Source organism: Pseudolabrys taiwanensis (assembly GCF_003367395.1).
GTDB classification, from domain to species: Bacteria; Pseudomonadota; Alphaproteobacteria; order Rhizobiales; family Xanthobacteraceae; genus Pseudolabrys; species Pseudolabrys taiwanensis.
Map to the genome: position 1 here is coordinate 1881554 of NZ_CP031417.1, position 25988 is coordinate 1907541.

Annotated in this window: 24 protein-coding genes; 13 read left to right on the top strand and 11 right to left on the bottom strand. The window is 63.6% G+C overall.

Going from position 1 to position 25988, the window contains the following annotated elements; translation table 11 throughout:
• Nucleotides 1-44 precede the first annotated feature (44 nt).
• The 4 genes from DW352_RS09045 to DW352_RS09060 all read left to right on the top strand — a co-directional run bounded on the left by DW352_RS09045 (nucleotide 45) and on the right by DW352_RS09060 (nucleotide 3229).
• The gene (locus DW352_RS09045; protein WP_245434373.1) at nucleotides 45-233 is read left to right on the top strand and encodes a DUF1289 domain-containing protein; all 189 of its coding nucleotides are present in this window, start codon (nucleotides 45-47) and stop codon (nucleotides 231-233) included.
• Between the two features lie 211 nt (nucleotides 234-444).
• The gene (locus DW352_RS09050; RefSeq protein ID WP_115694323.1) at nucleotides 445-939 is read left to right on the top strand and encodes a TIGR02281 family clan AA aspartic protease; all 495 of its coding nucleotides are present in this window, start codon (nucleotides 445-447) and stop codon (nucleotides 937-939) included.
• 282 nt (nucleotides 940-1221) lie between these two features.
• The gene (locus DW352_RS09055) at nucleotides 1222-2469 is read left to right on the top strand and encodes an MFS transporter (protein WP_162826868.1); all 1248 of its coding nucleotides are present in this window, start codon (nucleotides 1222-1224) and stop codon (nucleotides 2467-2469) included.
• Nucleotides 2470-2638: 169 nt separating this feature from the next.
• Nucleotides 2639-3229, top strand: a complete 591-nt coding sequence (locus tag DW352_RS09060) for a MarR family winged helix-turn-helix transcriptional regulator (protein WP_115690501.1) — start codon at nucleotides 2639-2641, stop codon at nucleotides 3227-3229.
• A 16-nt stretch (nucleotides 3230-3245) separates the two neighbouring features.
• Here DW352_RS09060 and DW352_RS09065 read toward each other — a convergent pair whose 3' ends face one another.
• From DW352_RS09065 to urtA, 11 genes are all read right to left on the bottom strand, one after another.
• A complete protein-coding gene (locus DW352_RS09065) occupies nucleotides 3246-4076 on the bottom strand; it encodes a sulfite exporter TauE/SafE family protein (RefSeq protein ID WP_245434374.1) in 831 nt (276 codons plus the stop codon).
• A gap of 41 nt (nucleotides 4077-4117) precedes the next feature.
• Entirely contained in the window at nucleotides 4118-5110 is a 993-nt protein-coding gene (gene dusA / locus DW352_RS09070; RefSeq protein WP_115690503.1) for a tRNA dihydrouridine(20/20a) synthase DusA, read from the bottom strand.
• A 171-nt stretch (nucleotides 5111-5281) separates the two neighbouring features.
• On the bottom strand, nucleotides 5282-6280 hold the full coding sequence (locus DW352_RS09075) for a Bug family tripartite tricarboxylate transporter substrate binding protein (protein ID WP_115690505.1): 999 nt from the start codon (nucleotides 6278-6280) through the stop codon (nucleotides 5282-5284).
• Between the two features lie 52 nt (nucleotides 6281-6332).
• A complete protein-coding gene (locus tag DW352_RS09080; RefSeq protein ID WP_245434375.1) occupies nucleotides 6333-7490 on the bottom strand; it encodes an FAD-dependent monooxygenase in 1158 nt (385 codons plus the stop codon).
• Between the two features lie 351 nt (nucleotides 7491-7841).
• The gene (locus DW352_RS09085) at nucleotides 7842-8183 is read right to left on the bottom strand and encodes an FmdB family zinc ribbon protein (RefSeq protein WP_115690509.1); all 342 of its coding nucleotides are present in this window, start codon (nucleotides 8181-8183) and stop codon (nucleotides 7842-7844) included.
• Between the two features lie 130 nt (nucleotides 8184-8313).
• The gene (gene fmdA, locus DW352_RS09090) at nucleotides 8314-9543 is read right to left on the bottom strand and encodes a formamidase (protein WP_115690511.1); all 1230 of its coding nucleotides are present in this window, start codon (nucleotides 9541-9543) and stop codon (nucleotides 8314-8316) included.
• An 81-nt stretch (nucleotides 9544-9624) separates the two neighbouring features.
• Nucleotides 9625-10314 carry an urea ABC transporter ATP-binding subunit UrtE gene (gene urtE, locus DW352_RS09095; RefSeq protein WP_115690513.1) on the bottom strand — a complete coding sequence of 230 codons (690 nt, stop codon included), beginning with the start codon at nucleotides 10312-10314 and terminating at the stop codon, nucleotides 9625-9627.
• A 12-nt stretch (nucleotides 10315-10326) separates the two neighbouring features.
• Nucleotides 10327-11073, bottom strand: coding sequence for an urea ABC transporter ATP-binding protein UrtD (gene urtD / locus DW352_RS09100; protein WP_115690514.1), 747 nt, complete (start codon nucleotides 11071-11073; stop codon nucleotides 10327-10329).
• Nucleotides 11074-11079: 6 nt separating this feature from the next.
• Nucleotides 11080-12195, bottom strand: a complete 1116-nt coding sequence (gene urtC, locus DW352_RS09105; protein WP_210209992.1) for an urea ABC transporter permease subunit UrtC — start codon at nucleotides 12193-12195, stop codon at nucleotides 11080-11082.
• Nucleotides 12196-12205: 10 nt separating this feature from the next.
• Nucleotides 12206-13129 carry an urea ABC transporter permease subunit UrtB gene (urtB, locus tag DW352_RS09110; RefSeq protein ID WP_115694325.1) on the bottom strand — a complete coding sequence of 308 codons (924 nt, stop codon included), beginning with the start codon at nucleotides 13127-13129 and terminating at the stop codon, nucleotides 12206-12208.
• A 103-nt stretch (nucleotides 13130-13232) separates the two neighbouring features.
• Nucleotides 13233-14501 (bottom strand): urea ABC transporter substrate-binding protein, encoded by a 1269-nt coding sequence (gene urtA, locus DW352_RS09115; protein WP_115690516.1) that lies wholly within the window; start codon nucleotides 14499-14501, stop codon nucleotides 13233-13235.
• Between the two features lie 349 nt (nucleotides 14502-14850).
• On the opposite strand from urtA, the gene DW352_RS09120 reads away from it, so the two are divergent.
• The 9 genes from DW352_RS09120 to DW352_RS09160 all read left to right on the top strand — a co-directional run bounded on the left by DW352_RS09120 (nucleotide 14851) and on the right by DW352_RS09160 (nucleotide 25981).
• Nucleotides 14851-18237 carry an ATP-binding protein gene (locus tag DW352_RS09120; RefSeq protein WP_115690517.1) on the top strand — a complete coding sequence of 1129 codons (3387 nt, stop codon included), beginning with the start codon at nucleotides 14851-14853 and terminating at the stop codon, nucleotides 18235-18237.
• Complete coding sequence (locus DW352_RS09125; RefSeq protein WP_115690519.1) at nucleotides 18224-19153, top strand: response regulator transcription factor; 930 nt, start codon at nucleotides 18224-18226, stop codon at nucleotides 19151-19153. The genes DW352_RS09120 and DW352_RS09125 overlap by 14 nt, the downstream gene beginning before the upstream one ends.
• A 361-nt stretch (nucleotides 19154-19514) precedes the next feature.
• A complete protein-coding gene (locus tag DW352_RS09130) occupies nucleotides 19515-20339 on the top strand; it encodes an alpha/beta fold hydrolase (protein ID WP_115690521.1) in 825 nt (274 codons plus the stop codon).
• 30 nt (nucleotides 20340-20369) lie between these two features.
• The gene (locus DW352_RS09135) at nucleotides 20370-21038 is read left to right on the top strand and encodes a hydrolase (protein WP_115690523.1); all 669 of its coding nucleotides are present in this window, start codon (nucleotides 20370-20372) and stop codon (nucleotides 21036-21038) included.
• Between the two features lie 11 nt (nucleotides 21039-21049).
• Nucleotides 21050-21658: an antibiotic biosynthesis monooxygenase gene (locus DW352_RS09140; RefSeq protein ID WP_115690525.1), complete on the top strand. Its 609-nt coding sequence runs from the start codon at nucleotides 21050-21052 to the stop codon at nucleotides 21656-21658.
• A 21-nt stretch (nucleotides 21659-21679) separates the two neighbouring features.
• Entirely contained in the window at nucleotides 21680-21967 is a 288-nt protein-coding gene (locus tag DW352_RS09145; RefSeq protein WP_115690527.1) for a DUF1427 family protein, read from the top strand.
• Nucleotides 21968-22000: 33 nt separating this feature from the next.
• The gene (locus DW352_RS09150; RefSeq protein WP_115690530.1) at nucleotides 22001-23875 is read left to right on the top strand and encodes an amidohydrolase; all 1875 of its coding nucleotides are present in this window, start codon (nucleotides 22001-22003) and stop codon (nucleotides 23873-23875) included.
• A 1-nt stretch (nucleotide 23876) separates the two neighbouring features.
• Nucleotides 23877-24308: a DoxX family protein gene (locus DW352_RS09155; RefSeq protein ID WP_115690532.1), complete on the top strand. Its 432-nt coding sequence runs from the start codon at nucleotides 23877-23879 to the stop codon at nucleotides 24306-24308.
• Between the two features lie 29 nt (nucleotides 24309-24337).
• On the top strand, nucleotides 24338-25981 hold the full coding sequence (locus DW352_RS09160) for an MFS transporter (protein WP_115690534.1): 1644 nt from the start codon (nucleotides 24338-24340) through the stop codon (nucleotides 25979-25981).
• Nucleotides 25982-25988: the final 7 nt, after the last annotated feature.

Consider the following 25988-nt stretch of genomic DNA (forward strand, 5'->3'; position numbering starts at 1 on the left):
GTGCGGCGATATTTATGTTCGGGTCGATTCGCCTCGAGACCGCGATGATCGAAACGCCCTGCACCAAAGTCTGCACGATAGACGCGCAAACGCGGCTTTGCCGCGGGTGCGGCCGGACCATCGACGAAATCGCGGCCTGGGGCACGATGAGCGCGGCCGAGCGGAGGCGCGTGATGGACGAATTGCCGGCCCGCGTCGCCCAGGGGCGCGCTCCGGCCGCCGCGACAGGATGATCTCGTGAGCCGCCGCCTCATTTGGCTGTTCGTGCTGGGCGTGGCGCTGTCGCTGGCCGCCTTGATCGCCAGCAGCGACCAGGACGCGATCGCCAATCTGCTGCGCCACGACGTCGGCGCCGTGGCGCTCAAGGTCGTGCTCGCGGTCGGCGTCGCCGGGCTGTTCTTCGCGATGTTCCGCGAGCGGCTGTCGCAGGCGCTGGAGGCCACCATGTTCTGGGTGGTGGTCGGCCTGCTCCTGATGGTCGGCTACAGCTACCGCTTCGAGTTGCGCGAGGCCGCGGACCGGGTGATCGCCGAGCTGATGCCCGGGCACGTCGCCCGCCATGGCCAGGACGTCGAAATCGTGCGCGGCCGCACCGGCGACTTCGCCATCGGCGCGCACATCAACGGCGTGCTGGTGCCGATGGTGCTGGACACCGGCGCGACCTCGGTTGTGCTGACGCAGGAGGCCGCGCACGACATCGGCCTGCCGATCGAAGTGCTCAATTACACGGTCAACATCGATACCGCGAACGGCCGCACCAAGGCGGCCTCGGTGACGCTCGACCGCATCGCCGTCGGCAGCCTGATCGAGCGCGGCGTGCCGGCGCTGGTCGTGCAGCACGGCCAGTTGAAGAACAACCTGCTCGGCATGAGCTTCATGAACCGGCTGCAAAGCTGGGAAGTGCGCGGCGACCGGCTGCGCATGCGCGCTTACCCCTAGCCCCGCCGCCCGCCGTCCCTCCGGCGGACCGTCGACACGATCCCGCAAGCGACAACGGCAGCGCCATCATCCCCACGCCCGCCAGGCCCGAACCATCTCGGCCATAAGCGTTCCGTTCCGGCGGCCACGCCGACGCACGCGACCGCCCAAAACCTAGGCAAGGACTGACCGCGAGTTCGCCTGGACGGGCCGTCCCGCCTGTTCCATACTATGACCAATAGCTATATTTCATAGCTATAAGTGTTCGAAGAACACGGCGATTGGCTTGGGGAGAAGTGGATCATGGCTCAAACTTTGGACACAGGTGCCGCCGCGAAGGCGCATCCGGCGGCGGCGCGCCGATGGCTCGTCGCCGGCGTATTGCTCTTCGTCGTGATCGCCGGTTTCTTCGACCGCATCAGCATCGCGGTCCTGTTCACCAACAAGGATTTCAACGACGCGGTCGGCACGGCCTTCAACCCGCCGATGCTCGGCCTGTTGATGACCTCCTTCCTGTTCGCCTACGGCGTCTCCGGCGTCCTCCTGAGCTTCGTCGGCGACATCTACGGGCCCCGCCGCAGCCTGGCGATCGGCGCCGGCCTGTGGGGCATCTTCATGACGCTGATCGGATCGACGAGCTCCTACGCCCTGATGATCTTCTATCGCGTGCTGCTGGGCCTTGCCGAAGGTCCGCAATTCGCGCTGGTCAACAAAGTCGTGAAGCGCTGGTTTCCGAAGAACGAACAGGGCCGCGCCAACTCGGTGTGGATGGTCGGCAGCCCGCTCGGGTCCGCCATCGGTTTCCCGCTGACGATCGCGCTCATCGCCGCGTTCGGCTGGCGCGCCTCGTTCTATGCTTTGGCCGCCTTGAACATCGTGATCATCGTCCCGCTGGTGCTCATGTTCGTGCGCGACTGGCCGCCCCACCGCGAACAAGAAGCGCGCGCCGCCGAAACCAGCACAACCGACATGAAGGGCAATATCGGCCTCTTCCTGAGCGATTGGCGCTTCTGGATGATCCTCATCTTCAACTCGGCCTGCCTGCTCTACCTGTGGGGCTTGAACGCCTGGCTGCCGACCTACCTGCAGACCGTGCGCCATTTCGACCTAAAATCGCTCGGCTTCTTCGCCTCGCTGCCGTTCATCCTGATGTTCTTCGGAGAGCTTCTCGGCGGCTACATCTCGGACCGCCTCGATCGCCGCGCGCTCGTGTGTTTCATCGGTCTGTTCTTTGCCGGCGCGCTGATCTACGTCGTCTCGCTCGTCTCGAACCCCTACCTCGCCGCCGTCATCATGGCGCTCAGCGCCGGCTTCTGGGGCTCGGCCTTGCCGCCGCTGTTCGCGATGGCCGCGCAGATCATCCCGCCCTCGGTGACCGCGTCCGGCGTCGGCGTGTACAACGGCGTCGGCAATCTGATCGGCGCCTGTTCGCCGCTGTTGATGGGCTGGATCATCGGCACGTCGCACAACTTCGATGCCGGATTGATGGTGCTCGTCGCGGCCGGCGTCGTCGGCTCGTGCGCCATGCTTCCTTTGATCAGGCGCTACTGAACGAACGCCAACAGACACCCGCTGCGGCCTTGTCCGCAGCGGGCGCCCTGCGACGTGGCAGCGCGTCGCGCTTGGCCAAAAGCAGGTTTCCAGCCGCTCGCCGCCCGTAATATACAGAGGCCGACTCTTTCGAATTCGGCCCGGCCGATTCAAATTCAATGGATGTGCGATGGCGAAAGGCAGGCCGACTGCGAAGACCAAGCGACGGTCGGCTCCGAAACGCGTCAAATCCAACTTGACCGTCAGCCTGCCGCAGTTTCTCGTCGATGGATCCGACCTCGAATTCCGTAAATTCGTGGCCGACCTTTTCGCCGCCGTTGCCGGCATGCACTCGTTGCGCCGCGCTTTGGCGAGTTCGGTCGGTCTAAGCGCAGCCGAATACTCCGTTGTTCTCGCGACGTGGCATCTGCAGAAGAAGGGCACGGTCGGCATCAGCGCCATCGCCAAGCAGCTTCACGTCGCTGCCGCCAACGTAACCGCGGCGGTCGGCGAACTTGTCGAGAAGGGGCTCCTGACCAAAAAGCCGCATCCGCGCGACACGCGTGCCGTGCTGGTCGAGTTGACGGACGACGGCAAGAGCATCCTGGCGCAGCTGACGCCCCTGCTCCGCCGCATAAACGACCGGCTTTTTTCCGGTAACAAGCCGTCCGATATCGCCATCCTGGCGCGCTTTGTTCAGCACTTGGCGGATGAATCGACCAACTCCATCCGGATGGCCCGCGCCTTCGCCGCCGAGAACACGCCCAGCGCCAAGAAATAACGCGACGCGCTTGCGATCATCCGATGAGGCTGAAGACGAACCGCAGCGACGCCAGTGCCAGGAAAATGCCGAAGGCGATCTCGAGCTGCCGCCGCGGCAGCCAGTGCGCCAGACGCACGCCGTAGCTGGCCGTGTAGCTCGACACCGGCGCCATCAGCGCAAAGCCGATCAGCGAAACGAAACCGATCGACAGCGGCGGCAACTGCGCCTGATGCGGCCAGCCGGCCAGCATGTAGCCGATGGTGCCGGCAATGGTGATCGGCACGCCGATGCCGGCAGCCGTGCCGACGGTCTGATGCATCGGCCGGCCATAGAGCGTCAGCACGGCGTTCGCCACCGCGCCGCCACTGACGCCGACCAGTGACGAGACAAGACCGGTGATGAAACCATAGACGGACAGCACCGCGCGTCCCGGGAGCTCGGTGCCGAGGCTCAGACGATCGGCGCCAATCAACATGCGCGTCGCGATGAAGGCGGCGAAGACGACAAAGGCGATCTTGAAAACGGAGGACGGCGCATAGGTCGCGGTGGCGGCGCCGATCGCGACGCCGAACACCGCCGGCAGCGCCCATACGCGCACGACCTCGGCGATGACCGCGCCCTTCTTCTTGTGCCCGTAGTAGGAGCGGATGGTGGTGGGCAGGATGATGGCGATGGACGTGCCGATGCACATCTGCATGCGCAAGTCCTCGGGCACGTCGAGCGCACGAAACACCTCGTACAACACCGGCACAATGACGGCGCCGCCGCCGATGCCAAACAAGCCGGCGAGCACGCCGACCACGAGGCCGGCGCCCGCGATCCAGAGGGCGAGCATGACGAGCTCGCCGATGGGATGACCCAGCACGATTGATGCCCCGGACAATAAGGGAGGTAGACTCGATGACGTCAGGCGGCGATGTGCGCCATTTCGTCCGGCGTGTCCACTATCAAGGCCAGGGCATCAGCCATAACCGCCGCCGAAGCGCCTGGCTTCACCGCCTCTGTCGCCAGATGACGGCGGAAAGCCCGCGCACCCGGCACGGCACGGAACAGGCCGAGCACATGACGCGTGATCGAATTGAGCCGCACACCCTTTTCCATCTCACGCTCGATATAGGGAATGAGCGCCAGACCGGCCTCCTTGGCCGAAGCGAACGGCGCCGCCTCTCCATAGAACTGGGGATCGACGCCGAGCAGCCGCCACGGCTCCTGATAGGCGGCGCGGCCGAGCATGACGCCGTCCAGGCCGCCGAGATTGGCGCGGGCCTGCTCAAGGCTGCCGAGCCCGCCATTGAGCACGATCGGCCAATCGGGATACGCCGCCTTGAGCCGATGCACGATGGCATAATCGAGCGGCGGAACCTCGCGGTTCTCTTTCGGTGACAGGCCTTTCAGCCAGGCCTTACGGGCGTGGACGATGAGCGCATCGGCACCCGCTTCCCGCACCTGCGCGGCGAAGGCGAACAGCACCTGTTCCGGATCCTGGTCGTCGACGCCAATGCGGCACTTGACCGTAATCGGCACCTTCACCGCTGCCTTCATCGCGGCGACGCTGGCCGCGACCAACTGCGGCTCCAGCATCAGGCAGGCGCCGAAGCGGCCTTCCTGGACGCGGTCGGACGGGCAGCCGACATTGAGATTGATCTCGTCATAACCGAAGCCCTCGCCGATGCGGGCGCTTTCGGCGAGCGCGGCCGGATCGCTGCCACCCAGCTGCAGCGCGATGGGGTGTTCCGCCGAGTCGAAGCCGAGCAGTCGCTGCCGGTCGCCATGAATGACGGCACCGGTGGTCACCATCTCGGTATAGAGCAGCGCCCGGCGCGTCATGAGGCGATGGAAGAACCGGCAGTGCCGGTCCGACCAGTCCATCATGGGGGCAGTGGCAAAACGACGATCCATGAAGTTGCGACTTTTACGTTATTTATCATCGCCTTAAGCCACATTTCGGCGACGCGGGCAAGGCCACGATTTCCGCGCGGCTCCACAGGCGGCCGGAAGCGCGCGAACGCTCGACCTGGACCAGCGCGCCGATTAAATCGGCGCTCGTCCAGTATTGGCTCTCAGTTCGCCCTATTGCGGCTTGAGATGGGCGGCCTGAGTCACGCTGCGCCAGCGCTCGGTCTCCTTACCGATGAAGGCGCGGAATTCCTGCGGTGGCTTGACCACCAGTTCCACCTCGTCGTTCGTCGCCCGCAATTTTTCGCGCAAGGCGCCGGATTCCACCGCATTCTTCATCTCCGCGTAGAGCTTGTCGACGATCGGCCGCGGCGTGCCGGCCGGCGCCAGAAAGCCGAACCAGATGCTCGCCTCGTAGCCCGCAAGTCCGGACTCGGCCAGCGTCGGGACGTCAGGCGCCGCCGTCGCGCGTGTAGCGCCAGTGGTCGCGAGCGCCTTCACCTGCCCTTGCTTCGCATAGGACATGCCGGATCCGGTGAACGTCAGGTCGACGACACCGGCGATCGTGTCGCGGATTGCGGGGCCCGTGCCGCCATAGGGCACGTGTGTCATCGACGTGCCCGCCATTGTGTTGAACAGCTCAGCGGCCAGGTGCGACGAAGAGCCGACGCCGCCTGAAGAATAGGTAAGCTTCTTCGGATCGGTCTTGGCCAGCGCGATCAGCTCCTTGACCGAGTTCGCCTTCAAATCGAGCCGCGTGACAAGATACATCGGCGACATAAAAGTCAGGGCAATCGGCTCGAAGTCCTTGAGCGGATCATAAGGCAGATTCTTTTTCAGGATCGGATTGAGCGCCAAGCTCGTCACGCTGCCGAACAACAACGTATAGCCGTCGGCCGCGGTGTGCGCGGCGTAGCGCGTGCCGATCGACTGCGTCGCACCGGGCCGGTTATCGATGATGAAAGTCTGCTTGGTCTGCTCCTGCAACACCTGCGCCATCGCCCGCGGCAGGATGTCGCCAAGGCCACCGGCCGGATACGGAACGACAATCGTCACGGTTCGCGCGGGATAGGTTTCGGCCGACGCCGGCAGTCCAGCAACGCCGCTCAAGGCCGCAACAACAGGCAGCATGGCGGCACATAACAACCGCCGCTTCTTGTCGAATGTCCTCATTTCCTCCCCGCCGTTTCTTTTTAAAGCAGTTTTTTAAAGCGCTAGCAGATCGTCAGGACGCGATCTTGACCATCGGATCGACCGGGCTGTCGGTCAGCGGCGCCGTCACCGCGTCATACCCGTAGACCCAGTCCGGATTGGTGTTGTGCTGCATCCACGTGTTTTTGCCGGACATCTGCTGAATCTGGCTCGCGCGCGGTTTGCGGGTCCATTCGTAGCGCTTGAACGCGGTGGCGAAGCCTTCGGGCTCGACGCCCTCGAGGCAGCGCGCCAGTACGATCGCATCCTCGAGCGCCATCGCGGCGCCTTGCGCCATGTAAGGCGGCATTGGATGACAGGCATCGCCGAGCAGCACCACCCGCCCCTCCGTCCAGCGCGGCAGCGGATCGCGCGCGAGCAAGGCCCACTTATAGACTTCGGGACAGGACTCGAGCACGCGCCGCACTTCGGGATGAAAAGCCGAGAACGCCTCGCGCAACACGTTCACATCGCCTTTGGTCGACCACGATTCGCGTGTCATCCATCCCGCATCTTCCGGTTGACTGGTGACGAAATAGACTTCGTCGCGGTTCGCAGTGACGTAATAGATGACGATGTGGCGATCGGGTCCCCACCACTTGGTGCGCGACGGCGCGATCTGCTTGTCGCCGAGCAGCGACGCCGGAAAAGTCGTGCGATAGGCGACTCGGCCGGTGAAGCGCGGCTCTTCTTTGCCGAGCATGGCGTCACGCACGACCGAATGAACGCCGTCGGCCGCAATCAACGCATCGACGGTTTCCGTAGAACCGTCGGTGAAGGTCAGCGTCACAGACGAGGCGCCCTGTTCGATGCCGGCCAGCTTGCGCCCGAAAGAAATGACCTCGTCCGGCACAACGTTCTTGATGGCGGTGTGCAGGTCGGCGCGGTGCGCGCAGAGATACGGTGCGCCGTAGCGGTCCTCGATCGCCGTTCGCAGCGGCAGTTCGTTAGTCACGGCCCCCGAATCGTAGTCACGGTTGAGGCCGGAGACGGGCTCGAAACTGATGCGGCGCAGTTCCGGCTCGACCCCGAGCGCGCGCAGCACCTTCATCGGATTGGGCGTCATCTGAATGCCGGCGCCGACACGCGCAAACTTCAACGTTTGTTCGAAGACGCGCACGTTGAAGCCACGGGCACGCAGCGCCGCCGCGACCGCAAGTCCGCCGATGCCGGCGCCGATGATCCCAATCAATGACCTGGAGCTCTGCATAATGTTCCGGACTACTCGCTGTGATCGTGGGGTTGGGATTGTAGGAGTTGGCGCGCGGCGCGCAACCACGCCCGCACCTCGCAGCGCGCAGTCCTGCCCTGCTGACCCCTCAGCCGCCGATACGGCGGTTGCAATGCTCGCCCATCACACTTCGGGTGAGATGACGCATCGGCGGGGCTCCGCCGCCGGGCGCTGACGCACTCCTGAGCCGCGACGTCGCCGTGCAGCAGCATTCAACGTATGGCGCGTGACGTCATCGTCTCTGTTGCGGCACGTCATCGCTGCTTGAGAAATGGAACAGCATCTGATCGGCGAAGATACTGTCAACCTCATTCAGTGGCTGATCATCCAGGGGCGACTGGTGGGGAAACTCTTGGACCCGTTCTTGCCGCGCTTGGTGTAGCGCATCGACTTCTTGCCCGAGCAGCAGCCGCAGCCGGCGCCATGCTTGCCCTTCATCTCCTGCAGCGTCATCGGCGCGTGCGCGCTGCGCTCGTTGGTGGCAAAGGCGGTGCGCCGGGCGGTGTCCATCGACGCCAGATGCGGCGCCGTGAGAAGCGCGCGCGGCGCCGTATCGCCACAGTCCGGGCATTGCTGCGGCAAGTCGCATTCGGCCATCGGCCGCATGTCGGTGAACGGACCGCAGGCCGCGCAGAGGTAGTCGTAAACAGGCATGGTTGAGCTCCAGGAAGGACGCCGCCTGTCATGCCCCGCGAAAGCGGGGCATCCAGTGCCCACGGACAGCAGCGAGTACTGGATCGCCCGCTTGCGCGGGCGATGACGTCAGTGTGTGAGGCTGGCGATCTTACTTATCTGGCGACATCGGAATATCGACGCCGCCTTTTATGTGCTTGATCGGCCCGGCCGCACTCGGCATCACATCGAAGTCGAAGATGTCGGTCGGCAGCCACAACGTCGCGCAGGCATTGGGGATATCGACCACGCCGGAGATGTGCCCCTGCACCGGCGCGGTGCCGAGGATGGCGTAGGCCTGCGCTTTCGTATAGCCGAACTTGGTCAGGTACTCGATGGCGTTCAAGCATGCCTGGCGATAGGCGATATGAACGTCGAGATAATATTGCTTGCCCCACTCGTCGACAGAGATGCCTTCGAAGATGAGGTAGTCGTTGTAGCTCGGCGTGATCGGCGACGGCTTGAAGATCGGGTTCTTGATGCCGTATTTCGACATGCCGTCCTTGATAATGTCGACCTTGATATGCAGCCAGCCGGCCATTTCGATGGCGCCGCAGAAGGTGATCTCGCCGTCGCCCTGGCTGAAGTGCAGATCGCCCATCGACAGGCCGCCGCCGTTCACATACACGGGGAAGAAGATTTTCGAGCCGCGCGACAAATCCTTGATGTCGCAATTGCCGCCATGCTCGCGCGGCGGCACGGTGCGGGCGCCCTCCGCCGCGATCTTGTCCTTCACGGCGCCTGTGGCCTTACCGGCGTGCGTCGTTGCCGCGAAGGGCGGATTGGCGAGCGGCGGCACGCGCGCGGGATCGGTGGCGATGAAGTCGACCTCGCGCTTATTCCAGGTCTCGAGCAGCTTCGGATCGGGCAGACAGCCGATGAGGCCGGGATGGATCAGTCCGGCGAACTGCACGCCCGGCACGTGCCGCGAATGCGTATACACGCCGGAAATGTCCCAGATCGACTTCTGCGCCAGCGGGAAGTGGTCGGTGAGAAAGCCGCCGCCATTCTTCTTGGAGAAGAAGCCGTTAAAGCCCCACAGGCTCTCGGGCTTGGCGCCGACGTCGAGCAGATCGACGACCAAGAGGTCGCCAGGCTCGGCACCCTCGACGCCGATCGGGCCGGAGAGAAAGTGCACGATCGACAGGTCGATGTCGCGCACATCGTCGGCGGAGTCGTTGTTCTTGATGAAGCCGCCGGTCCAATCGTAGGTCTCGACGATGAAGTCGGAGCCGGGCTTGACCCACGCCACCATCGGGATATCCGGATGCCAGCGATTATGGATCATCTCGTTCTTGTAAGGCGATTCAGTCAGATCGACTTTGATTAAGGTATCGGGCATTTTCTCCTGCTCCTTCGCGAAACCCGTTATGACCGGACGAAATTTGCGCCGCCCCCCCCAACAGGCCGCGACGCTTAGAACTCAGACCGCCAGAAACCGCGCGATCTCCGCTTCGTTCACCTCCGCGCGCGGCGTGGCGTGAACGAGCCGGCCGTTCTCCATCACCACGATGCGGTCCGCGACATCGAGGATGAAGCTCAGCACCTGCTCGCAGACGACGATGCAGAGATTGCGCAACTGCCGGATATCCTTGAGGACCTTGGCGATGTCCTTGATGATCGACGGCTGGATGCCCTCGGTCGGCTCGTCGAGCAGCAGTATCTTCGGGTCGCTCGCGAGCGCGCGCGCGATCGCCAGTTGCTGCTGCTGCCCGCCGGACAGATTGCCGCCGCGGCGCTTGTCGAACTCCCACAGGATCGGGAACAGGCTGTAGATTTCCTCCGGCACGTCGCTCTTGCCGGTGACGACGAGGCCGGTCTCGATGTTTTCGCGCACCGTCATGGTGCCGAAGATCTGCCGGCCCTGCGGCACGTAAGCGAGGCCGCGCGCGACGCGCTGGTGACTCGGCAGCACCGACACATCCTTGCCGTCGATGAGCACCTCGCCCGAGCGGCACGGGATGGTGCCGATCAACGACTTCATGAGCGTCGACTTGCCCATGCCGTTGCGCCCGACGACGGCGACGATCTCACCCGGCTGTACGGCGAGGTCGATGCCGTGCAGCACCTCGCTCTGGCCATAGGCGACGTTGAGATTCTTGATTTCGAACATGGCACGCTCCCGTCAGTGACCGAGATAGACTTCCTTGACCTTCGGATCGTGCTGGATCGTGTCCATGTCGCCCTCCGCCAGGATCTTTCCCTGGTGCAACACGGTGACGCGATGCGCGATGCTTTCGACGAACTTCATGTCGTGCTCGATGACGATCACCGAGCGGTGCTTGATGATCTCGTTGAGCAGTTCCGCGGTCTTGACGCGTTCGGACACGCTCATGCCGGCGACAGGCTCGTCGAGCATCAGAAGCTCGGGATCCTGCATCAGCAGCATGCCGATCTCGAGCCACTGCTTCTGGCCATGACTGAGCGTTTCGGCGCGGCGGTCGAGCAGATCGGACAAGAAGATCATCTCGGCGATCTCGCGCACACGCTCGGTCACCTCCTCCGAGCGCTTCCAGAACAGCGCACCGGCGACGTTGCGGCCGTGCGGCATCGACAATTCGAGGTTCTCGAACACCGTGAGATCCTCGTAGATCGACGGGTTCTGGAATTTGCGGCCGATACCGCGCCGGACGATCTCGTACTCCTTGAGGCCGGTGATCTCTTGGTCTTTGAACTTGATCGAGCCATCGGAGACCTTGGTGCGGCCGCAGATCAGATCGAGCACCGTCGTCTTGCCGGCGCCGTTCGGGCCGATGATGACGCGCAGCTCGCCTTTGTCGATGTAGAGGTTGAGACCGTTCACCGCCTTGAAACCGTCGAAGGAAACCGTGACGTTTTCGAGCGCGAGCAGAAAATCCGTGCTGTTGGACATCGGGCTTTACTCCGCGGGCGCCGGTTTCGGCAGCACGCCACCGCGCGCGCGGTCGTAACGGCCGATGAGCGGCAGGATCTGATCGGTGAACAGGCCGGCCAGGCCGCGCGGGAAGGCCAGCACCACCGCGATGAACAGGCCGCCCATGGCGAACAGCCACAGCTCGGGGAAGCTCTCGGAGAAGCTGGTCTTGGCCCAGTTGACGACGAGCGTGCCGACCACGGCGCCGACCAGCGAGTGACGGCCCCCGACCGCGCAGAAGATCACCATCTCGATCGACGGCACGATGCCGACGAAGGACGGAGACATGAAGCCGACCTGCAGCGAGAACATCGCGCCGCCGATGGCGGCGATCGCCGAGGCGAGACAGAAGATGAAGATCTTGAAGCTGGCGACGTCGTAGCCGGAGAAGCGAACGCGGTCCTCCTTGTCGCGGATCGCGACCAGCAGGCGGCCGAGCTTGGACCCGAGCACGAAGCGCGCGAGGAACATCGTTCCGAGCAGGCACGCGCAGCAGACGAAGTAGAGGATGTATTTCGCGCCGTCGGTGCGGATGTCCCAGCCGAGCAAGGTGCGCAGGTCGGTGATGCCGTTGATGCCGCCGGTATACCCCTGCCGGCCGATGATCAGGATGGTCAGCACCGCCGCCACCGCCTGGGTGATGATGGCGAAGTAGACGCCGCCGACGCGCCGCTTGAACATCGCATAGCTGAGGATGAAGGCGGCGATCGCCGGGACCGCGATGACCGCGATCAAGGCAAAGGGCAGCGACTTGAACGGCACCCAGAAGAAAGGAAGCTCGGTGATCTGGTTCCAGTCCATGAAATCGGGGATGCCCGGCGTCGACTGGATCTTGGTGTTGGCGACGCTCGAGGCTTCGAGCTTGAGGAACATCGCCATGCAGTAGCCGCCGAGGCCGAAGAACACGCCCTGGCCGAGACTCAGGATGCCGGTATAGCCCCAGCACAGGACGAGCCCCACCGCGACAAAGGCATAAGTGAGATATTTTCCGACCAGGTTGAGACGGAAGATGTCGACCGTGAGCGGCAATACGACGATGATCAGGAGAGCGATCAGCGCGAAGCCGACAAGTTCGAGATCAATTTTCTTGTTCTTGAGCATGAGCATCACATCACCTTCTGACCTTGAGGACGAACAGGCCCTGCGGCCGCAGCATCAAGAGACCGATGACGAACAGGAGCGTCAGCACCTTCGCCATCGAGCCGGTGAGGAAGAACTCCAGCGTCGACTGCGACTGCGAGATGGTGAACGCCGAGGCGATGGTGCCGAGCAGGCTCTGCGCGCCGCCGAACACCACGACGAGGAAGGTGTCGACGATGTAGAGCTGGCCGGCGGTCGGCCCGGTCGAGCCGATCATCGTGAAGGCCGAGCCGGCGATGCCGGCGATACCGCAGCCGAGGCCGAAGGTGAGCCGGTCGACGCGCCGGGTATCGATGCCGGCGGCGCCGCTCATGGTGCGGTTGGCGACCACGGCGCGCACCTGCAGGCCCCAGCGCGAGCGGAACAGCAGCAAGGCCACCACGCCGGTGATGATGAGCGTGAGCCCCATCACGAACAGGCCATTGATCTGCACTTCGATGACGTCGGTCACCGACAGGGCGCCCATCATCCAATCGGGGAGTTGCACGCCGACCTCGCGCGCACCGAAGATGGAGCGGAAGGCCTGCTGCATGATGAGGCTGAGGCCCCAGGTCGCGAGCAAGGTATCCAGCGGTCGCGCATAGAGATGGCGGATCAGAAGCCATTCGGTCGCCAGCCCCAGCGCGCCAGATACGATGAAGGCGACGGCCATGGCGACGAAGAAGTAGGCCGGGTAACCGGCGGGCAGATAGGTCTGGAAGACGTGCGACGTCAGGTAGGTCATGTAAGCGCCGAGGATCATGAATTCCCCGTGCGCCATGTTGATCACGCCCATCTGGCCGAAGATGATGGCGAGGCCGAGCGCCATCAGCACGAACACCGAGAACAGGATCAGGCCGGCGAAAGCCTGCATCGCAAAGATCGAACCGAGCTCGCCGAGCGAATAGCCGAACATCGCACCACTCCGTTCGCGCCGGAGCATGCCGGCACGTCATGGAATTTCGAATGAGAGGTGGCTGCGTCCCGGCTGCGTCGGGCCGGGACGCCGGAGCCGGTCCTTACTGGTAGCCCTTCGGGAACGGATTGGGCTCGACCAGATTCGCGGTCTCGTAGATGAGGTCGTACTGGCCGTCGGCGCGGGCTCGGCCGACGCGGGTCTTCGACCACAGGTGATGGTTTTCGTGGATCTTCACGTAACCTTCCGGTGCGCCGGTGAACTCCACGCCCGGCGAGGCGGCCGCGATCTTGTCGATATCGAAAGAGCCGGCCTTTTCGACGGTGAGCTTCCACAGCCAGGGGCCGAGGTAAGCGGCCTGCGTCACGTCGCCGATCACCGTCTTGTCGCCCCACATCTTGTGGAACGCCGCAACGAACTTCTCGTTGTTCGGGTTCTTGAGCGACTGGAAGTACTTCATGCAGGCATAGGCGCCGGCGATGTTCTCGCCGCCGATGCCGTCGATCTCGTCCTCGGTGACCGAGATGGTCAGCAAGGTCTGCTTCGACAGGTCGATGCCCGCCGCCTTGAGCTGCTTGTAGAAGGCGACGTTCGAGCCGCCGACGATGATGGCGTAGATCACGTCGGGCTTGGTGAGCTTGATCTTGTTGATCACCGAGTTGAACTGGGTGTGGCCGAGCGGGAAGTACTCCTCGCCCACGACCTTCGTGCCCTTCATGAAGTTTTCGATGTGCTTGCGCGCGATCTTGTTCGAGGTGCGCGGCCAGATGTAATCGGAGCCGAGCAGATAGAAGGTCTTGGCGCCCTTCTCCTTCGTCACCCAATCGAGACCGGCGATGATCTGCTGCGTCGCCTCCTGACCGGTGTAGATGACGTTCTTGGACTGCTCGAGCCCTTCGTAGAAGGTCGGGTAATACAGCATGCCGTTATACTGCTCGAACACGGGCAGCACGGCCTTGCGCGAGGCGGAGGTCCAGCAGCCCATCACCGATGCGCATTTGTCCTGCACCAGAAGCTTCTTCGCCTTCTCGGCGAAGGTCGGCCAGTCCGACGCGCCGTCCTCCTGAATGAATTTAATCTTGCGGCCGAGCACGCCGCCGGCCGCGTTGATCTGCTCGATAGCCAGTTTCTCGGCCTGCACCGAGCCGGTCTCCGAGATGGCCATCGTGCCGGTTACCGAGTGCAGAATGCCGACGGTGACTTCGGTGTCGGTGACCGCAAGGCCGGTCGTGTTAACCTTGGCGGTCGGGAACGCTTGTGCGAGCGCCTGCGGTGCGACCAGCGCCGCGGCGGAGAGTGCAGCCGTGCCGGCCAGCAGTTGGCGGCGGGAGAGCGATGGACCCGAAAGCCGTCCTTTTTCTTCGAATGACATGCGACGCCTCTGTCGAAATGAATTGACCCCATGGAGCCGAACTCCATGTTGAAAAAGCTGACTGACAATGATGCAATGCAGCATACGTCGATTGACGTATATGGCTACGTCAAAGCGCGCACCAAGATGCTTGGGAAGTGGGGGCTTCTTGAACGCACCAGCCGGGGGACCCCCGGCACATGATGTGGCGGCGCTGCTGCAGCGCACCTGTCTCCTCCCGGAGGCGGGTCGGGCGGCGGGTTGCCTAATGCGGTGGCAGAACGCCGAATAATAAAGGTTTCAAAGGGAGAACGGCCAACATGGGGGAGAGAGCGTCGGACCAGGCAGGCACTTAACCAGGCTGGTGAACATGACTGCGCAGCAAAGAATCGTGCGAATTCGGCGCAGCTATAACCAATGGGTCGCCAACCAGACCTTGGAAGATTATGCGCTGCGCTTCACCGCCAAGAGCGCCCGCCGCTGGTCGAGCTTCCGGGTTGCCAATACCGCCATCGGCGCCATCTCGTTCCTCGCTCTCGAAGCCATCGGCGGCGCCCTCACCGTCAAATACGGCTTCACCAACGCGACCAGCGCCATCCTCGTGGTCGGCACCATCATCTTTCTCACCGGCCTGCCGATCGCCTACTACGCCTCCAAATACGGCGTCGACATCGACCTCCTCACGCGCGGCGCCGGCTTCGGCTATATCGGCTCCACCATCACCTCCCTGATCTACGCGTCCTTCACGTTCATTTTCTTTGCCATCGAAGCGGCAATCATGTCGCTGGCGCTTGAGCTCTGCTTCGGCATTCCCCTGTCGGTCGGCTACGTCATCAGCTCGCTGGTCGTCATTCCTCTGGTGACGCACGGCATCACCTTCATCAGCCGGCTTCAGCTATGGACGCAGCCGATCTGGCTCGCGCTGCACTTCCTTCCCTTCGCCTTCATCGCCGCGGCCGACTGGCCGGCCTTCGCCGAATGGACACGCTATGCCGGCACACCGGGCCAGGGCTCCGACCATTTCAGCCTCGTCTTGTTCGGCGCCGGCGCCACCGTCGTGTTCTCGCTGGTGGCTCAGATCGGCGAACAGGTCGACTTCCTGCGCTTCCTGCCGGCCAAGCCCTGCGGCAAGCGCGGCGGATGGTGGACCGCCAACCTGCTGGCGGGACCCGGCTGGATCGTACCGGGCATTCTCAAAATGCTCGCCGGCTCCTTCCTCGCCTTTCTCGCCGTGCGGCAGATGGTGCCACCGGACCGCGCCGCCGAACCGACGCAAATGTATCTCGTCGCGTTCCAGTACGTGTTTTCCTCGCCGAGCGCGGCGCTGGTGTTCACCGGCGCCTTCGTCATCGTCTCGCAGATCAAGATCAACGTCACCAACGCCTATGCCGGCTCGATCGCCTGGTCGAACTTCTTCTCCCGGCTGACGCACAGCCACCCCGGCCGAGTCGTCTGGCTGGTGTTCAACGTCGTCATCGCGCTCCTTCTGATGGAGCTCGGCATCTTCAAGGCGCTGGAACACATCCTCGGTCTCTATTCGCTGGTCGCCATCGGCTGGGTCGGCTCGCTCGTCGCCGACCTCGTGATCAACAAGCCGTTGGGCCTGAGCCCGCCAATGATCGAGTTCAAGCGCGCGCATCTCTACGACATCAATCCGGTCGGCGTCGGCGCCATGCTGCTCGCGACGCTGTCGGGCATCGCCTGCATGTTCGGCCTCTTCGGTGAGACGTTGGAGCCGCTCGCGCCCTTCGTCGCACTGGCCGTCACTTTCGTCGCGGCACCGGCCATCGCTTGGATCACCGGCGGGCAGTACTACATCGCCCGGCCGCCGCGACGAGATTGGGCCGGCCAACTATCGATCCGCTGCGCGATCTGCGAACATACCTTCGAAGCCGAGGACATGGCGCATTGCCCGGCCTATTCCGGCCCGATCTGCTCGCTGTGCTGCTCGCTGGAGACGCGCTGCCGCGACAGCTGCAAGCCGCACGCGCGGCTCGCCAACCAGACGGTCGCGATACTCGACAAGCTCATGCCGCCTTGGGTGCTGCGGACGCTCAACACCGACGTCGGGCACTACAGCGGCGTGCTGTCGCTGTTTGCCGGCGTCATCGGCCTGGTGCTGTTGTTCGTGTATTTCCAAGTGTCGTTCGATCCCTTCGTCAACAAGACGATCCTCAGATCGACCCTGTGGACGGTGTTCTTCATCCTCACCATCGTCGGCGGTATCGCCGCCTGGCTGTTCGTGCTGGCGCACGACAGCCGGCGCGTCGCCGAGGAGGAAACCCGCCGACAGACCGAACTGCTGATGCGTGAAATCGAGGCGCATCGGCGCACGGACGCCAAGCTGCAGAAGGCGAAGGAAGTCGCCGAGGCGGCCAACAACGCCAAGAGCCGGCACGTGGCCGGGCTGAGTCACGAGCTTCGCACGCCGCTGAACTCGATCCTGGGCTACGCGCGCATCCTCGAGCGCGATCCCGACATGCCGCGCCGGCGCGTCGACGCGCTCAAAGTCGTGCGCCGCAGCGCCGAGCATCTGTCCGGCCTGATCGACGGCCTCCTCGACATCTCCAAGATCGAGGCCGGCCGCTTCCACCTCAACCGCAATGAAGTGGCCTTCGCCGAATTCATTGCCCAGGTCGTCGACATGTTCCGCCTGCAGGCGCACGCCAAAGGCATCGACTTCCACTTCGTGCCGGCCAAGAACATGCCGGCCGTCGTCTACACCGACGAGAACCGGCTGCGGCAGATCCTGATCAATCTCCTGTCCAACGCCATCAAGTTCACCGACCGAGGCCAGGTGACGCTGCGGATCACCTACCGCAACCAGGTCGCGCGTTTCGACATCGATGACACCGGCATCGGTATCGACGAGGACGACATCGAGCGCATTTTCCAGCCATTCGAGCGCGCCCACTCGCCCCACCTCGGCACGACGACCGGTACCGGTCTCGGCCTCACCATCACCAAGCTCCTGGTCGAAACCATGGGCGGCCAGATCACCGTCGACAGCACGCCCCGCAGCGGCAGCACGTTCTCCGTCAAGCTGCTTCTGTCGGAAGTGGCACGGCCGCGCATCGCATCGACGATCGAAGACCAAGTGCGCGGTTATGCCGGCCCACGCCAGACCGTTCTCGTCGTCGACGACAACCACACCCAGCGCGAACTGATCGAAGAGCTGCTACGCCCGCTCGGCTTCGTCGTCATCGCGGCGGCGAGCGGCGTCGATGCGCTAGCTCTGGTCGCGCATACGGCGCCGGATCTCGCCCTCGTCGACGTGTCGATGCCGGACATGGACGGCTGGGACCTGACGACGCGGCTGCGCAAGATATTACCTGAGCGCTGTGCCATCATCATGCTCTCGGCGCTGGCACCCGACAAGAGCCGCGAACTGGCGCCCGAGCGCGTTCACGACGACTATCTGATGAAGCCACTGGACCTTCGACTGTTGCTGGAGAAGATCCACGCGCTGCTCAACATCGAATGGATTTACGCCGCGGATGACAAAGCCACCGCGCCGGCCGCCATTGCGGTTCTGGCGCGGTCGCCGCTGCCCCCGCGCGTGGATATCGAGGCTCTGATTCAGCTCGGCCGTATCGGCCAATTGCGCGGCATTCAGGACAAGCTCCATGAAATCCAGCTCGCCTCTCCGACATTCGAATCCTTCGTGGCCCAACTCTCGCCCATGGTCGAAGCGGTCGACCTGCAACGTCTCGTCGCCGCTCTCGAGGAGCTCCGGACCGACCATGTTGAAAGTTGACAGCCGCGACATCGTCCTCGTCGTGGACGACTCGCCCGACACTCTGCGCATGCTGACGGATGCCATCGAGGAATCCGGCAAGACCGTTCTCGTTGCGCGCGCCGGCGTGCAGGCGCTGTCGATGATCGAGAAGATCAAGCCGGACGTCATCCTGATGGATGCGGTGATGCCGGGCATGGACGGCTTCGAGACGTGCCGGCGGCTGAGGCAGATGAAAGAACTGACGCATGTGCCGATCATCTTCATGACCGGCCTTACCGAAACCGGCGACATCATCAAAGGACTGGAAGCCGGCGGCGTCGATTATGTCACCAAACCGATCGTGCCGGAGGAATTGCTGGCGCGCATCCACGTCCACCTCGTCAACGCGCGCAAGACGCACAGCGCGCAGGCCGCGCTCGACGTTTTCGGCCGCTATCTCATGGCCGCCGACAGACGGGGCCACGTGCTCTGGTCGACGCCGCAGACGGTGAAGCTCCTGAGCGCCGCCTTGAAGGATTTCGCGACCGAGCAATATGTACTCCCGCAGAACGTGCAAAAATGGCTCGACGACTGCGCCGAACAAAAGCCGGGCACGCCAACAGAGTCGATCGCGTTGTCGGATGCCGGCACCGCCAGAAAGGTGGAATTATCCTTTATCGGCCCGATCGGCTCTGACGAATTTCTGTTGCGGTTGACCGAGGGAGACCGTGCCAGCGACGCCGACCTTCTCAAGCGCAAGCTCTCGTTGACGCAACGGGAGGCAGAAGTCCTCCTCTGGATCGCGCGCGGAAAGTCGAACCGCGACATCGCGGAGATCCTCGACCTCAGTCCGCGCACGGTGAACAAACACCTGGAGCAGATCTATGCCAAGCTCGGCGTCGAAAACCGGGCATCCGCCGCCGCACTCGCAGTTCGTACGCTTGTCGTTCGATAGGACTCAGGCGCCCCCTTCCGTCATGGGAAGCGCTGCCGCGTTCGTGCTTATCTCCGTTGCCGACCTGGTCGCAGCAAGTCAGACCGGTTCAGAACTGTCGCGACAAACGGTCGCCAGTTAGCGCGGGCTCCGTACGAACGGCGCAACAGGACATCCACCCTCCGACGCGGCGAATGTCCCAATCGGCGCCGACGTCCGTTGCCTAATCACGGTTTCGCGAAGCCGCCGATTTTATTCCACCGACGCCGCTTTCCTTCAAGCCAGCATCAGCGGCCCGCTGGCAAACTCCATTCCGCGCACGCATTACCCGGCGGCCGCTCGACACACAGCACGCTCACCCACACCTCGAGGACATTCACAGATGTCGACGATCACGACCAAGGACGGCACCGAGATCTTTTACAAGGACTGGGGCAGCGGGCAGCCGATCGTCTTCAGCCACGGCTGGCCCCTTTCGGCAGACGATTGGGATGCCCAGATGCTCTTCTTCCTTCAAAAGGGCTTTCGCGTGATCGCGCATGATCGACGCGGACATGGCCGCTCGAGCCAAACCGCAACCGGTCACGATATGGACCATTATGCCGACGATCTTGCGGCGCTCACGGCCCATCTCGATCTGAAGAACGCGATCCACGTCGGCCACTCTACCGGCGGTGGCGAGGTGGTGCACTACATTGCCAGGCACGGCGACAGCCGCGTCGCCAAGGCCTGCATCATCGCGGCGGTGCCGCCGCTGATGGTGAAGACAGCGAGCAATCCGGGCGGACTCCCGAAAGATGTCTTTGACGGATTGCAGGTCCAAGTCGCCACGAACCGCGCCCAGTTCTATTACGACCTGCCGGCCGGGCCGTTCTATGGCTTCAACCGGCCCGGCGCGACGGCCCTACCCGGGGTCATCTGGAACTGGTGGCGCCAGGGGATGATGGGGAGCGCGAACGCGCATTACGACGGGATCGTTGCTTTCTCGCAGACGGATTTCACCGAGGATCTGAAAAAGATCAAAGTGCCCGTGCTGGTCATGCACGGCGACGACGATCAGATCGTTCCCTACGCGGACTCGGGCCCGTTGTCTGCGAAGCTTCTCCAGAACGGCACACTCAAGACCTACAAAGGCTTTCCGCACGGCATGCCGACCGTCCACGCAGACGTCATCAATGCCGATCTGCTAGCCTTCATCAAAAGCTGAACCGTCATCTTTTAAAGCCAGGTAGACCTCATGCCAGTCGCTAAAGCCGCACCGGGAAAGACCCTGCTCTCCCCGACCGATCACACGCTGATCCTGATCGACTTCCAGTCGCAGATGGCTTTCGCCACCAAGTCGATCGACGCTGTGCTGTTACGCAATAATGCCGCCCTGATCTCCAACGCCGCCAAGATCTTCAAGGTGTCGGTCATTCCCACCACGGTGGCCGAGAAGAGCTTCTCCGGTCCGATGTTCGACGAGATCAAGTCCGCTTTCCCCGACAGAGTGTTCTTCGATCGGACGTCGATGAACACGTGGGAAGACAAGGCGGTGATCGACGAAGTCAACCGCATCGGCAAGGGCCGTGTGGTACTGGCCGGCTTGTGGACGTCGGTATGCATCGTTGGCCCGGCCCTCTCGGCCCTCGATCAGGGATTCGAGGTCTATGTCATCGCCGACGCCTGCGGCGACGTGTCCGACGAGGCCCATGCGCGCGCGATCGAGCGCATGGTGCAGGCCGGCGCACGGCCGATGACTTCCGTTCAGTATCTGCTCGAGCTGCAACGCGACTGGGCGCGCGCCGACACCTACGACGCGACGACCAGTGTGGCGAAAGCCTACGCCGGCGCCTACGGTCTTGGCATCATCTACGCCAAGACCATGCTGGGCGAGCATGCGAGCGAGGCTGGCATCGCCGCATAGCGGGGAGCGGTATGACCGTGGACAATGCCTCCCGCAGCCAGGCGCCGGTCCCACCGGGACCGGCGCTGCCGATGGAAGATCACGCCGAGGTGACGCTGGTCATCCGCCATGACGTGAAGGCGGACGATCATGCCGCATACGAGGATTGGCTTCGCAAGATCGTCCCCGCCGCCGCGCACTTTCCGGGCCACCGCGGCGTCAACGTCATCCGGCCGGCGAAAGGCGCAACCGAATACACGATCGTCCTGCATTTCGACACGGTGGATCACCTGCGCGGCTGGTTGGATTCCAAGGAACGTAAGCAATTCATCGCAGAGGCACTGCCTCACTTCCTCGGCGACGACCACGTCGAGATCAAGACCGGCCTCGAATTCTGGTTCACGCCGCAGGCCAAGCCGCAGCGGGCCGCGCCTTACAAGCAGTTCCTGGTCACGCTGTCGGTGATCTATCCGCTGACGATCGTGATCCCGCTCCTGCTTCACCCGGTATTCGATCTCGTGCCGGTAAAGACGCATGCCTATGTCCGACAGTTCTTCGTCGACGCAGCCATCGTGGCGCTGATCATTTACGTCATCATGCCGCGCTACACACGCGCGATCGCCAAATGGCTCTACCGATAGCTGGTGGACGGAAGCACGCCAATGAAGCTCTATCTCTTCTCACTGGGAGCCGGCTTGTTGGTCGGCGTGTTCTACGCGCTGATCCAGGTGCGCTCGCCGGCACCCCCGGTGGTCGCGCTGCTGGGGCTCCTCGGAATCCTGGTCGGCGAGCAGATTCCGCCGCTCGTCAAAGGGCACTTGTTGCAGCAGCCGCTGAATTCGTTCTGGCAGCAGCATATGAAGCCGCATGTGTTCGGACATTTACCCAAAGGGCAGCAGTCTCCGACACCGGCGACGACAGAAGAGCCGATTCACAAAACGCAAGGATAAGCCGCTGCGGCGGCGTGGTACGGAAGAACAGTCATGACATCGCCCCCGGATCTCATCCTCTACAACGGAACGTTGACAACGCTCGACCGCCGCAACCCGGTGGCGCAGGCGGTTGCGATCACGAGCGGCAAGTTCGCCGCCGTCGGGCGCAACGAAGACGTGATGCCGCTCGCCGGTGCGGCGACGAAGGTGATCGATCTCAAAGGCCGGCGCGTGATGCCCGGGCTGATCGACAATCATCTGCACATCATCCGTGGCGGGCTTAACTTCAACATGGAGCTGCGTTGGGACGGCGTGCGGTCGCTGGCCGATGCCATGGCCATGCTCAAGCGCCAGGTCGCGATCACCCCGCCACCGCAATGGGTGCGCGTCGTCGGCGGGTTTACCGAGCATCAGTTCGCCGAGAAGCGCCTGCCGACGATCGACGAACTCAATGCCGTGGCGCCGGAAACGCCGGTGTTTCTGCTGCACCTCTACGACCGCGCCCTCCTCAACGGGGCGGCGCTGCGCGCCGTGGGCTACACCAAGGACACGCCGAACCCGCCCGGCGGGGAAATCACGCGGGACGCGCACGGCAATCCGACCGGACTGCTGTTGGCGCGCCCGAATGCCGGCATTCTCTACGCGACGCTGGCCAAAGGGCCGAAGCTGCCGTTCGAATATCAGCTCAATTCGACACGGCACTTCATGCGCGAGCTCAACCGGCTCGGCGTCACGGGCGCTATCGATGCCGGTGGCGGCTTCCAGAATTATCCCGACGACTATGCGGTCATCCAGAAGCTGAGCGAACAAGGCCAGCTCACCATCCGGCTCGGCTACAATCTGTTCACGCAAAAGCCGAAGGGTGAGAAGGAGGACTTTCTCAACTGGACGAAGACATCCAAGTACAAGCAAGGCGATGATTACTTCCGCCACAACGGCGCCGGTGAGATGCTGGTCTTCTCCGCAGCGGATTTCGAGGACTTCCGTGAGCCGCGGCCGGACATGCCGCCGGAGATGGAAGGCGATCTTGAGGAAGTTGTGCGCATCCTGGCGCAGAACCGCTGGCCCTGGCGGCTGCATGCAACCTATGACGAGACGATTTCACGCGCTCTCGACGTGTTCGAACGCGTGAACGAAGAGATTCCCTTCGATGGTCTGCACTGGTTCTTCGACCATGCGGAGACCATTTCGGATCGTTCGATCGACCGTATCGCGGCGCTCGGCGGCGGCATCGCCGTGCAGCATCGTATGGCCTATCAGGGCGAATATTTCGTCGAGCGCTACGGCTTCGGCGCGGCCGAGGCGACACCGCCCGTCGCGAAGATCCTTTCGCGCGGCGTCAAGAGTTCGGCCGGCACCGACGCAACGCGGGTCGCTTCCTACAATCCGTGGGTCTCGCTCGCTTGGCTCGTGACCGGCAAGACCGTGGGCGGCCTGCAAATCTATCCGCGTCGCAATTGCCTCGACCGCGAGACGGCGCTGCGCATGTGGACCGAAAACGTCACTTGGTTCTCCGATGAAGAGAATAAGAAGGGCCGTATCGAGACCGGTCAACTCGCCGATCTGGTGGTACCCGACCGCGATTACTTCTCCTGCCCGGAGGCCGAGATCGCCGACATCACCTCGGAGCTGACAATGGTGGGCGGCAAGGTCGTCTATGCCGCCGGACCGTTCGCTTCGTTTGATGAGGGCGCGCCGCCGCCGGCGATGCCGGACTGGTCGCCCGTGCGAACCTATGGGGGCTACGGCGCTTGGGCAGAGCTGCAGGCGACAACGCATCAGCGTACTTTGTCCGTGAGCTGCGGCTGCGCCAACGCCTGCAACGTTCACGGTCATGACCATGCGCGCGCATTGTCGGGCCGGGTGCCGACCTCGGATTTGCAATCCTTCTGGGGCGTGCTCGGCTGCGCATGTTGGGCGGTGTAACATGGGCACTCTGGAAAAACGCGACGCTTGGCTTCCGGCGGCGCTCGCGCGGGCGGCCACGCCGACCGTACGTTGGATCGCACTGCTCGGGCTTTGTGCGGCCTACCTGCAGGGCGGGCTGATCAAGGCGGGCGATTTCAGCGCAGCCGTGGCCGAGCAACAGCATTTCGGCCTGGCGCCGGCCGTCCCGTTCGCCATTGCCACTATCGTGACCGAACTTCTCGGCTCCGCGTTGGTTCTGACCGGGTTCTACCGCTGGTTCGGCGCGCTTTGGCTCGCCGTTTTCACGTTGATCGCGACCTTTGTCGCCAACCGCTTCTGGGCGCTGCCGCAGCCAGACCGGTTCATGGTCGAGAATGCGTTCTTTGAACATCTCGGTCTGGTGGGCGGGTTCCTCCTGGTCGCGTGGCACGACCTGCGAGATAAGAGGTGATGTAGGCCCGCTTGAAAGCCCCTATCGACATGACAGACTCCACAAAACCGCCAACGATCGCCCCTCCGGAAGCCAGCGAGACATCCTCGCTGGCCCCTTTCCGGTCGGCGATCTTTGCCGTGCTGTGGGTCGCGACGGTTGTCTCCAATATCGGCACCTGGATGCAGAACGCCGCATCCGGCTGGCTGATGACGGGCCTCGATCCCGATCCGTTCGTCGTGTCGCTCGTGCAGGTCGCCGGCTCGCTGCCGATGTTTCTGTTCGCCCTGCCCGCCGGCGCCCTCGCCGACGTCGTCGACCGCCGACGCCTCCTCATCATCATGCAGATCCTGACAGTGGCGCTGGTCGCCATTTTCGCCGCCCTGGTCGCTCTCGGCCGGGCCGATCCGGTTCTGCTGCTGGCATTTTCCTTCTGCGCCGCGACACTGGCCGCGCTCATCATGCCGGCATGGCAGTCGATCGTGCCGCAATTGATTCCAAACTCACAACTGGCCGCTGCGGTAGCGCTCAATAGCATTGGCTTGAATGTGAGCCGCGCCGTCGGCCCGGCTCTGGCCGGCCTCTTCATTGCGGTGTGGGGCATTGCCGCGCCGTTCTGGTTCAATGCCCTCAGCACGCTCGGCGTCATCGCAGCGTTGGTGTGGTGGAAGCCGCCCCGCCCCGAGGCCGGCCGAGTGCTTCCGCCTGAGCAGTTCGGCCGCGCGATGCGCGCCGGCCTAAGACACGCACGGCACAATCCGCAACTGCAGGCGACACTGATCCGCGCCTTCGGATTTTTCGTCTTCGCTAGCGCCTATTGGGCACTGTTGCCGCTGGTCGCGCGCGATCAGGTGGCGGGCGGGCCGGAGCTTTACGGCATCCTGCTCGGCGCGATCGGCGCGAGCGCCGTCGCAGGCGCATTCGCGCTGCCGCGCTTGAAACGTTCGCTGGGGGCCGACGGCGTCGTCATTGTTGGTACGGTCGGCACAGTCCTGAGCTTGGTTCTGTTCGCTTTGGCGCGGCAACCGGCAGTCGCTCTGATCGCGTGCCTCATCGCCGGCGCCGCATGGATCGCCGTAATCGCGACGCTCAATGTGGCGGCGCAGGTCTCGTTGCCTGGCTGGGTCCGCGGCCGCGGTCTTTCGATCTTCGGAACCACCATGTTCGGCGCGCTGACGCTCGGCAGTGCGGTTTGGGGCAAGCTCGCCGGCTTGATCGGCTTGCCGGCGGCGCATCTCGCCGCCGGGATCGGCGCATTGCTTGCAATTCCGCTTCTCAGGCGCTGGAGGCTGCCGACGGGTGCAGGCCTCGATCTCACTCCGTCGATGCACTGGCCGGAGGTCATTCCCGCCTCCAAGGTCGAGCTCGACCGGGGGCCTGTTCTTGTCACTGTCGAGTATCATATCCAACCCGGCGACGGGCCGGAGTTCCTGCGCGCGGTCGGTAATCTTGCGAAGGAGCGCGGCCGCGACGGCGCCTATGATTGGGGCATCTTCGAGGATGTCGCGGCACCGGGCCGTTTCGTCGAAACATTCATGCTGGATTCCTGGATCGAGCACCTGCGTCAGCACGAGCGCGTGACGGCCGCGGACCGGGATGTACAAAGCATCGTCAATCGCTTTCAGCGCGACGGCGCGCCAAAGGTGACGCACCTCGTGTCGCCGGTGTCACCCACTCCGCCTCGTCGACCATGACACCGTG

Bases quoted from the DNA above. Each gene is read 5' to 3' on its own strand.
- urtE (WP_115690513.1), bottom strand. From the start codon at position 10,314: ATGTTCGAAATCAAGAATCTCAACGTCGCCTATGGCCAGAGCGAGGTG.
- DW352_RS09145 (WP_115690527.1), top strand. From the start codon at position 21,680: ATGAAGCTCTATCTCTTCTCACTGGGAGCCGGCTTGTTGGTCGGCGTG.
- DW352_RS09075 (WP_115690505.1), bottom strand. From the start codon at position 6,280: ATGAGGACATTCGACAAGAAGCGGCGGTTGTTATGTGCCGCCATGCTG.
- DW352_RS09130 (WP_115690521.1), top strand. From the start codon at position 19,515: ATGTCGACGATCACGACCAAGGACGGCACCGAGATCTTTTACAAGGAC.
- DW352_RS09140 (WP_115690525.1), top strand. From the start codon at position 21,050: ATGACCGTGGACAATGCCTCCCGCAGCCAGGCGCCGGTCCCACCGGGA.
- dusA (WP_115690503.1), bottom strand. From the start codon at position 5,110: ATGGATCGTCGTTTTGCCACTGCCCCCATGATGGACTGGTCGGACCGG.
- DW352_RS09085 (WP_115690509.1), bottom strand. From the start codon at position 8,183: ATGCCTGTTTACGACTACCTCTGCGCGGCCTGCGGTCCGTTCACCGAC.
- DW352_RS09050 (WP_115694323.1), top strand. From the start codon at position 445: ATGTTCTGGGTGGTGGTCGGCCTGCTCCTGATGGTCGGCTACAGCTAC.
- DW352_RS09150 (WP_115690530.1), top strand. From the start codon at position 22,001: ATGACATCGCCCCCGGATCTCATCCTCTACAACGGAACGTTGACAACG.
- urtC (WP_210209992.1), bottom strand. From the start codon at position 12,195: ATGCTCAAGAACAAGAAAATTGATCTCGAACTTGTCGGCTTCGCGCTG.
- urtD (WP_115690514.1), bottom strand. From the start codon at position 11,073: ATGTCCAACAGCACGGATTTTCTGCTCGCGCTCGAAAACGTCACGGTT.
- DW352_RS09125 (WP_115690519.1), top strand. From the start codon at position 18,224: ATGTTGAAAGTTGACAGCCGCGACATCGTCCTCGTCGTGGACGACTCG.
- DW352_RS09120 (WP_115690517.1), top strand. From the start codon at position 14,851: ATGACTGCGCAGCAAAGAATCGTGCGAATTCGGCGCAGCTATAACCAA.
- urtB (WP_115694325.1), bottom strand. From the start codon at position 13,129: ATGTTCGGCTATTCGCTCGGCGAGCTCGGTTCGATCTTTGCGATGCAG.
- DW352_RS09155 (WP_115690532.1), top strand. From the start codon at position 23,877: ATGGGCACTCTGGAAAAACGCGACGCTTGGCTTCCGGCGGCGCTCGCG.
- DW352_RS09045 (WP_245434373.1), top strand. From the start codon at position 45: ATGATCGAAACGCCCTGCACCAAAGTCTGCACGATAGACGCGCAAACG.
- DW352_RS09060 (WP_115690501.1), top strand. From the start codon at position 2,639: ATGGCGAAAGGCAGGCCGACTGCGAAGACCAAGCGACGGTCGGCTCCG.
- fmdA (WP_115690511.1), bottom strand. From the start codon at position 9,543: ATGCCCGATACCTTAATCAAAGTCGATCTGACTGAATCGCCTTACAAG.
- DW352_RS09160 (WP_115690534.1), top strand. From the start codon at position 24,338: ATGACAGACTCCACAAAACCGCCAACGATCGCCCCTCCGGAAGCCAGC.
- DW352_RS09135 (WP_115690523.1), top strand. From the start codon at position 20,370: ATGCCAGTCGCTAAAGCCGCACCGGGAAAGACCCTGCTCTCCCCGACC.
- DW352_RS09055 (WP_162826868.1), top strand. From the start codon at position 1,222: ATGGCTCAAACTTTGGACACAGGTGCCGCCGCGAAGGCGCATCCGGCG.
- urtA (WP_115690516.1), bottom strand. From the start codon at position 14,501: ATGTCATTCGAAGAAAAAGGACGGCTTTCGGGTCCATCGCTCTCCCGC.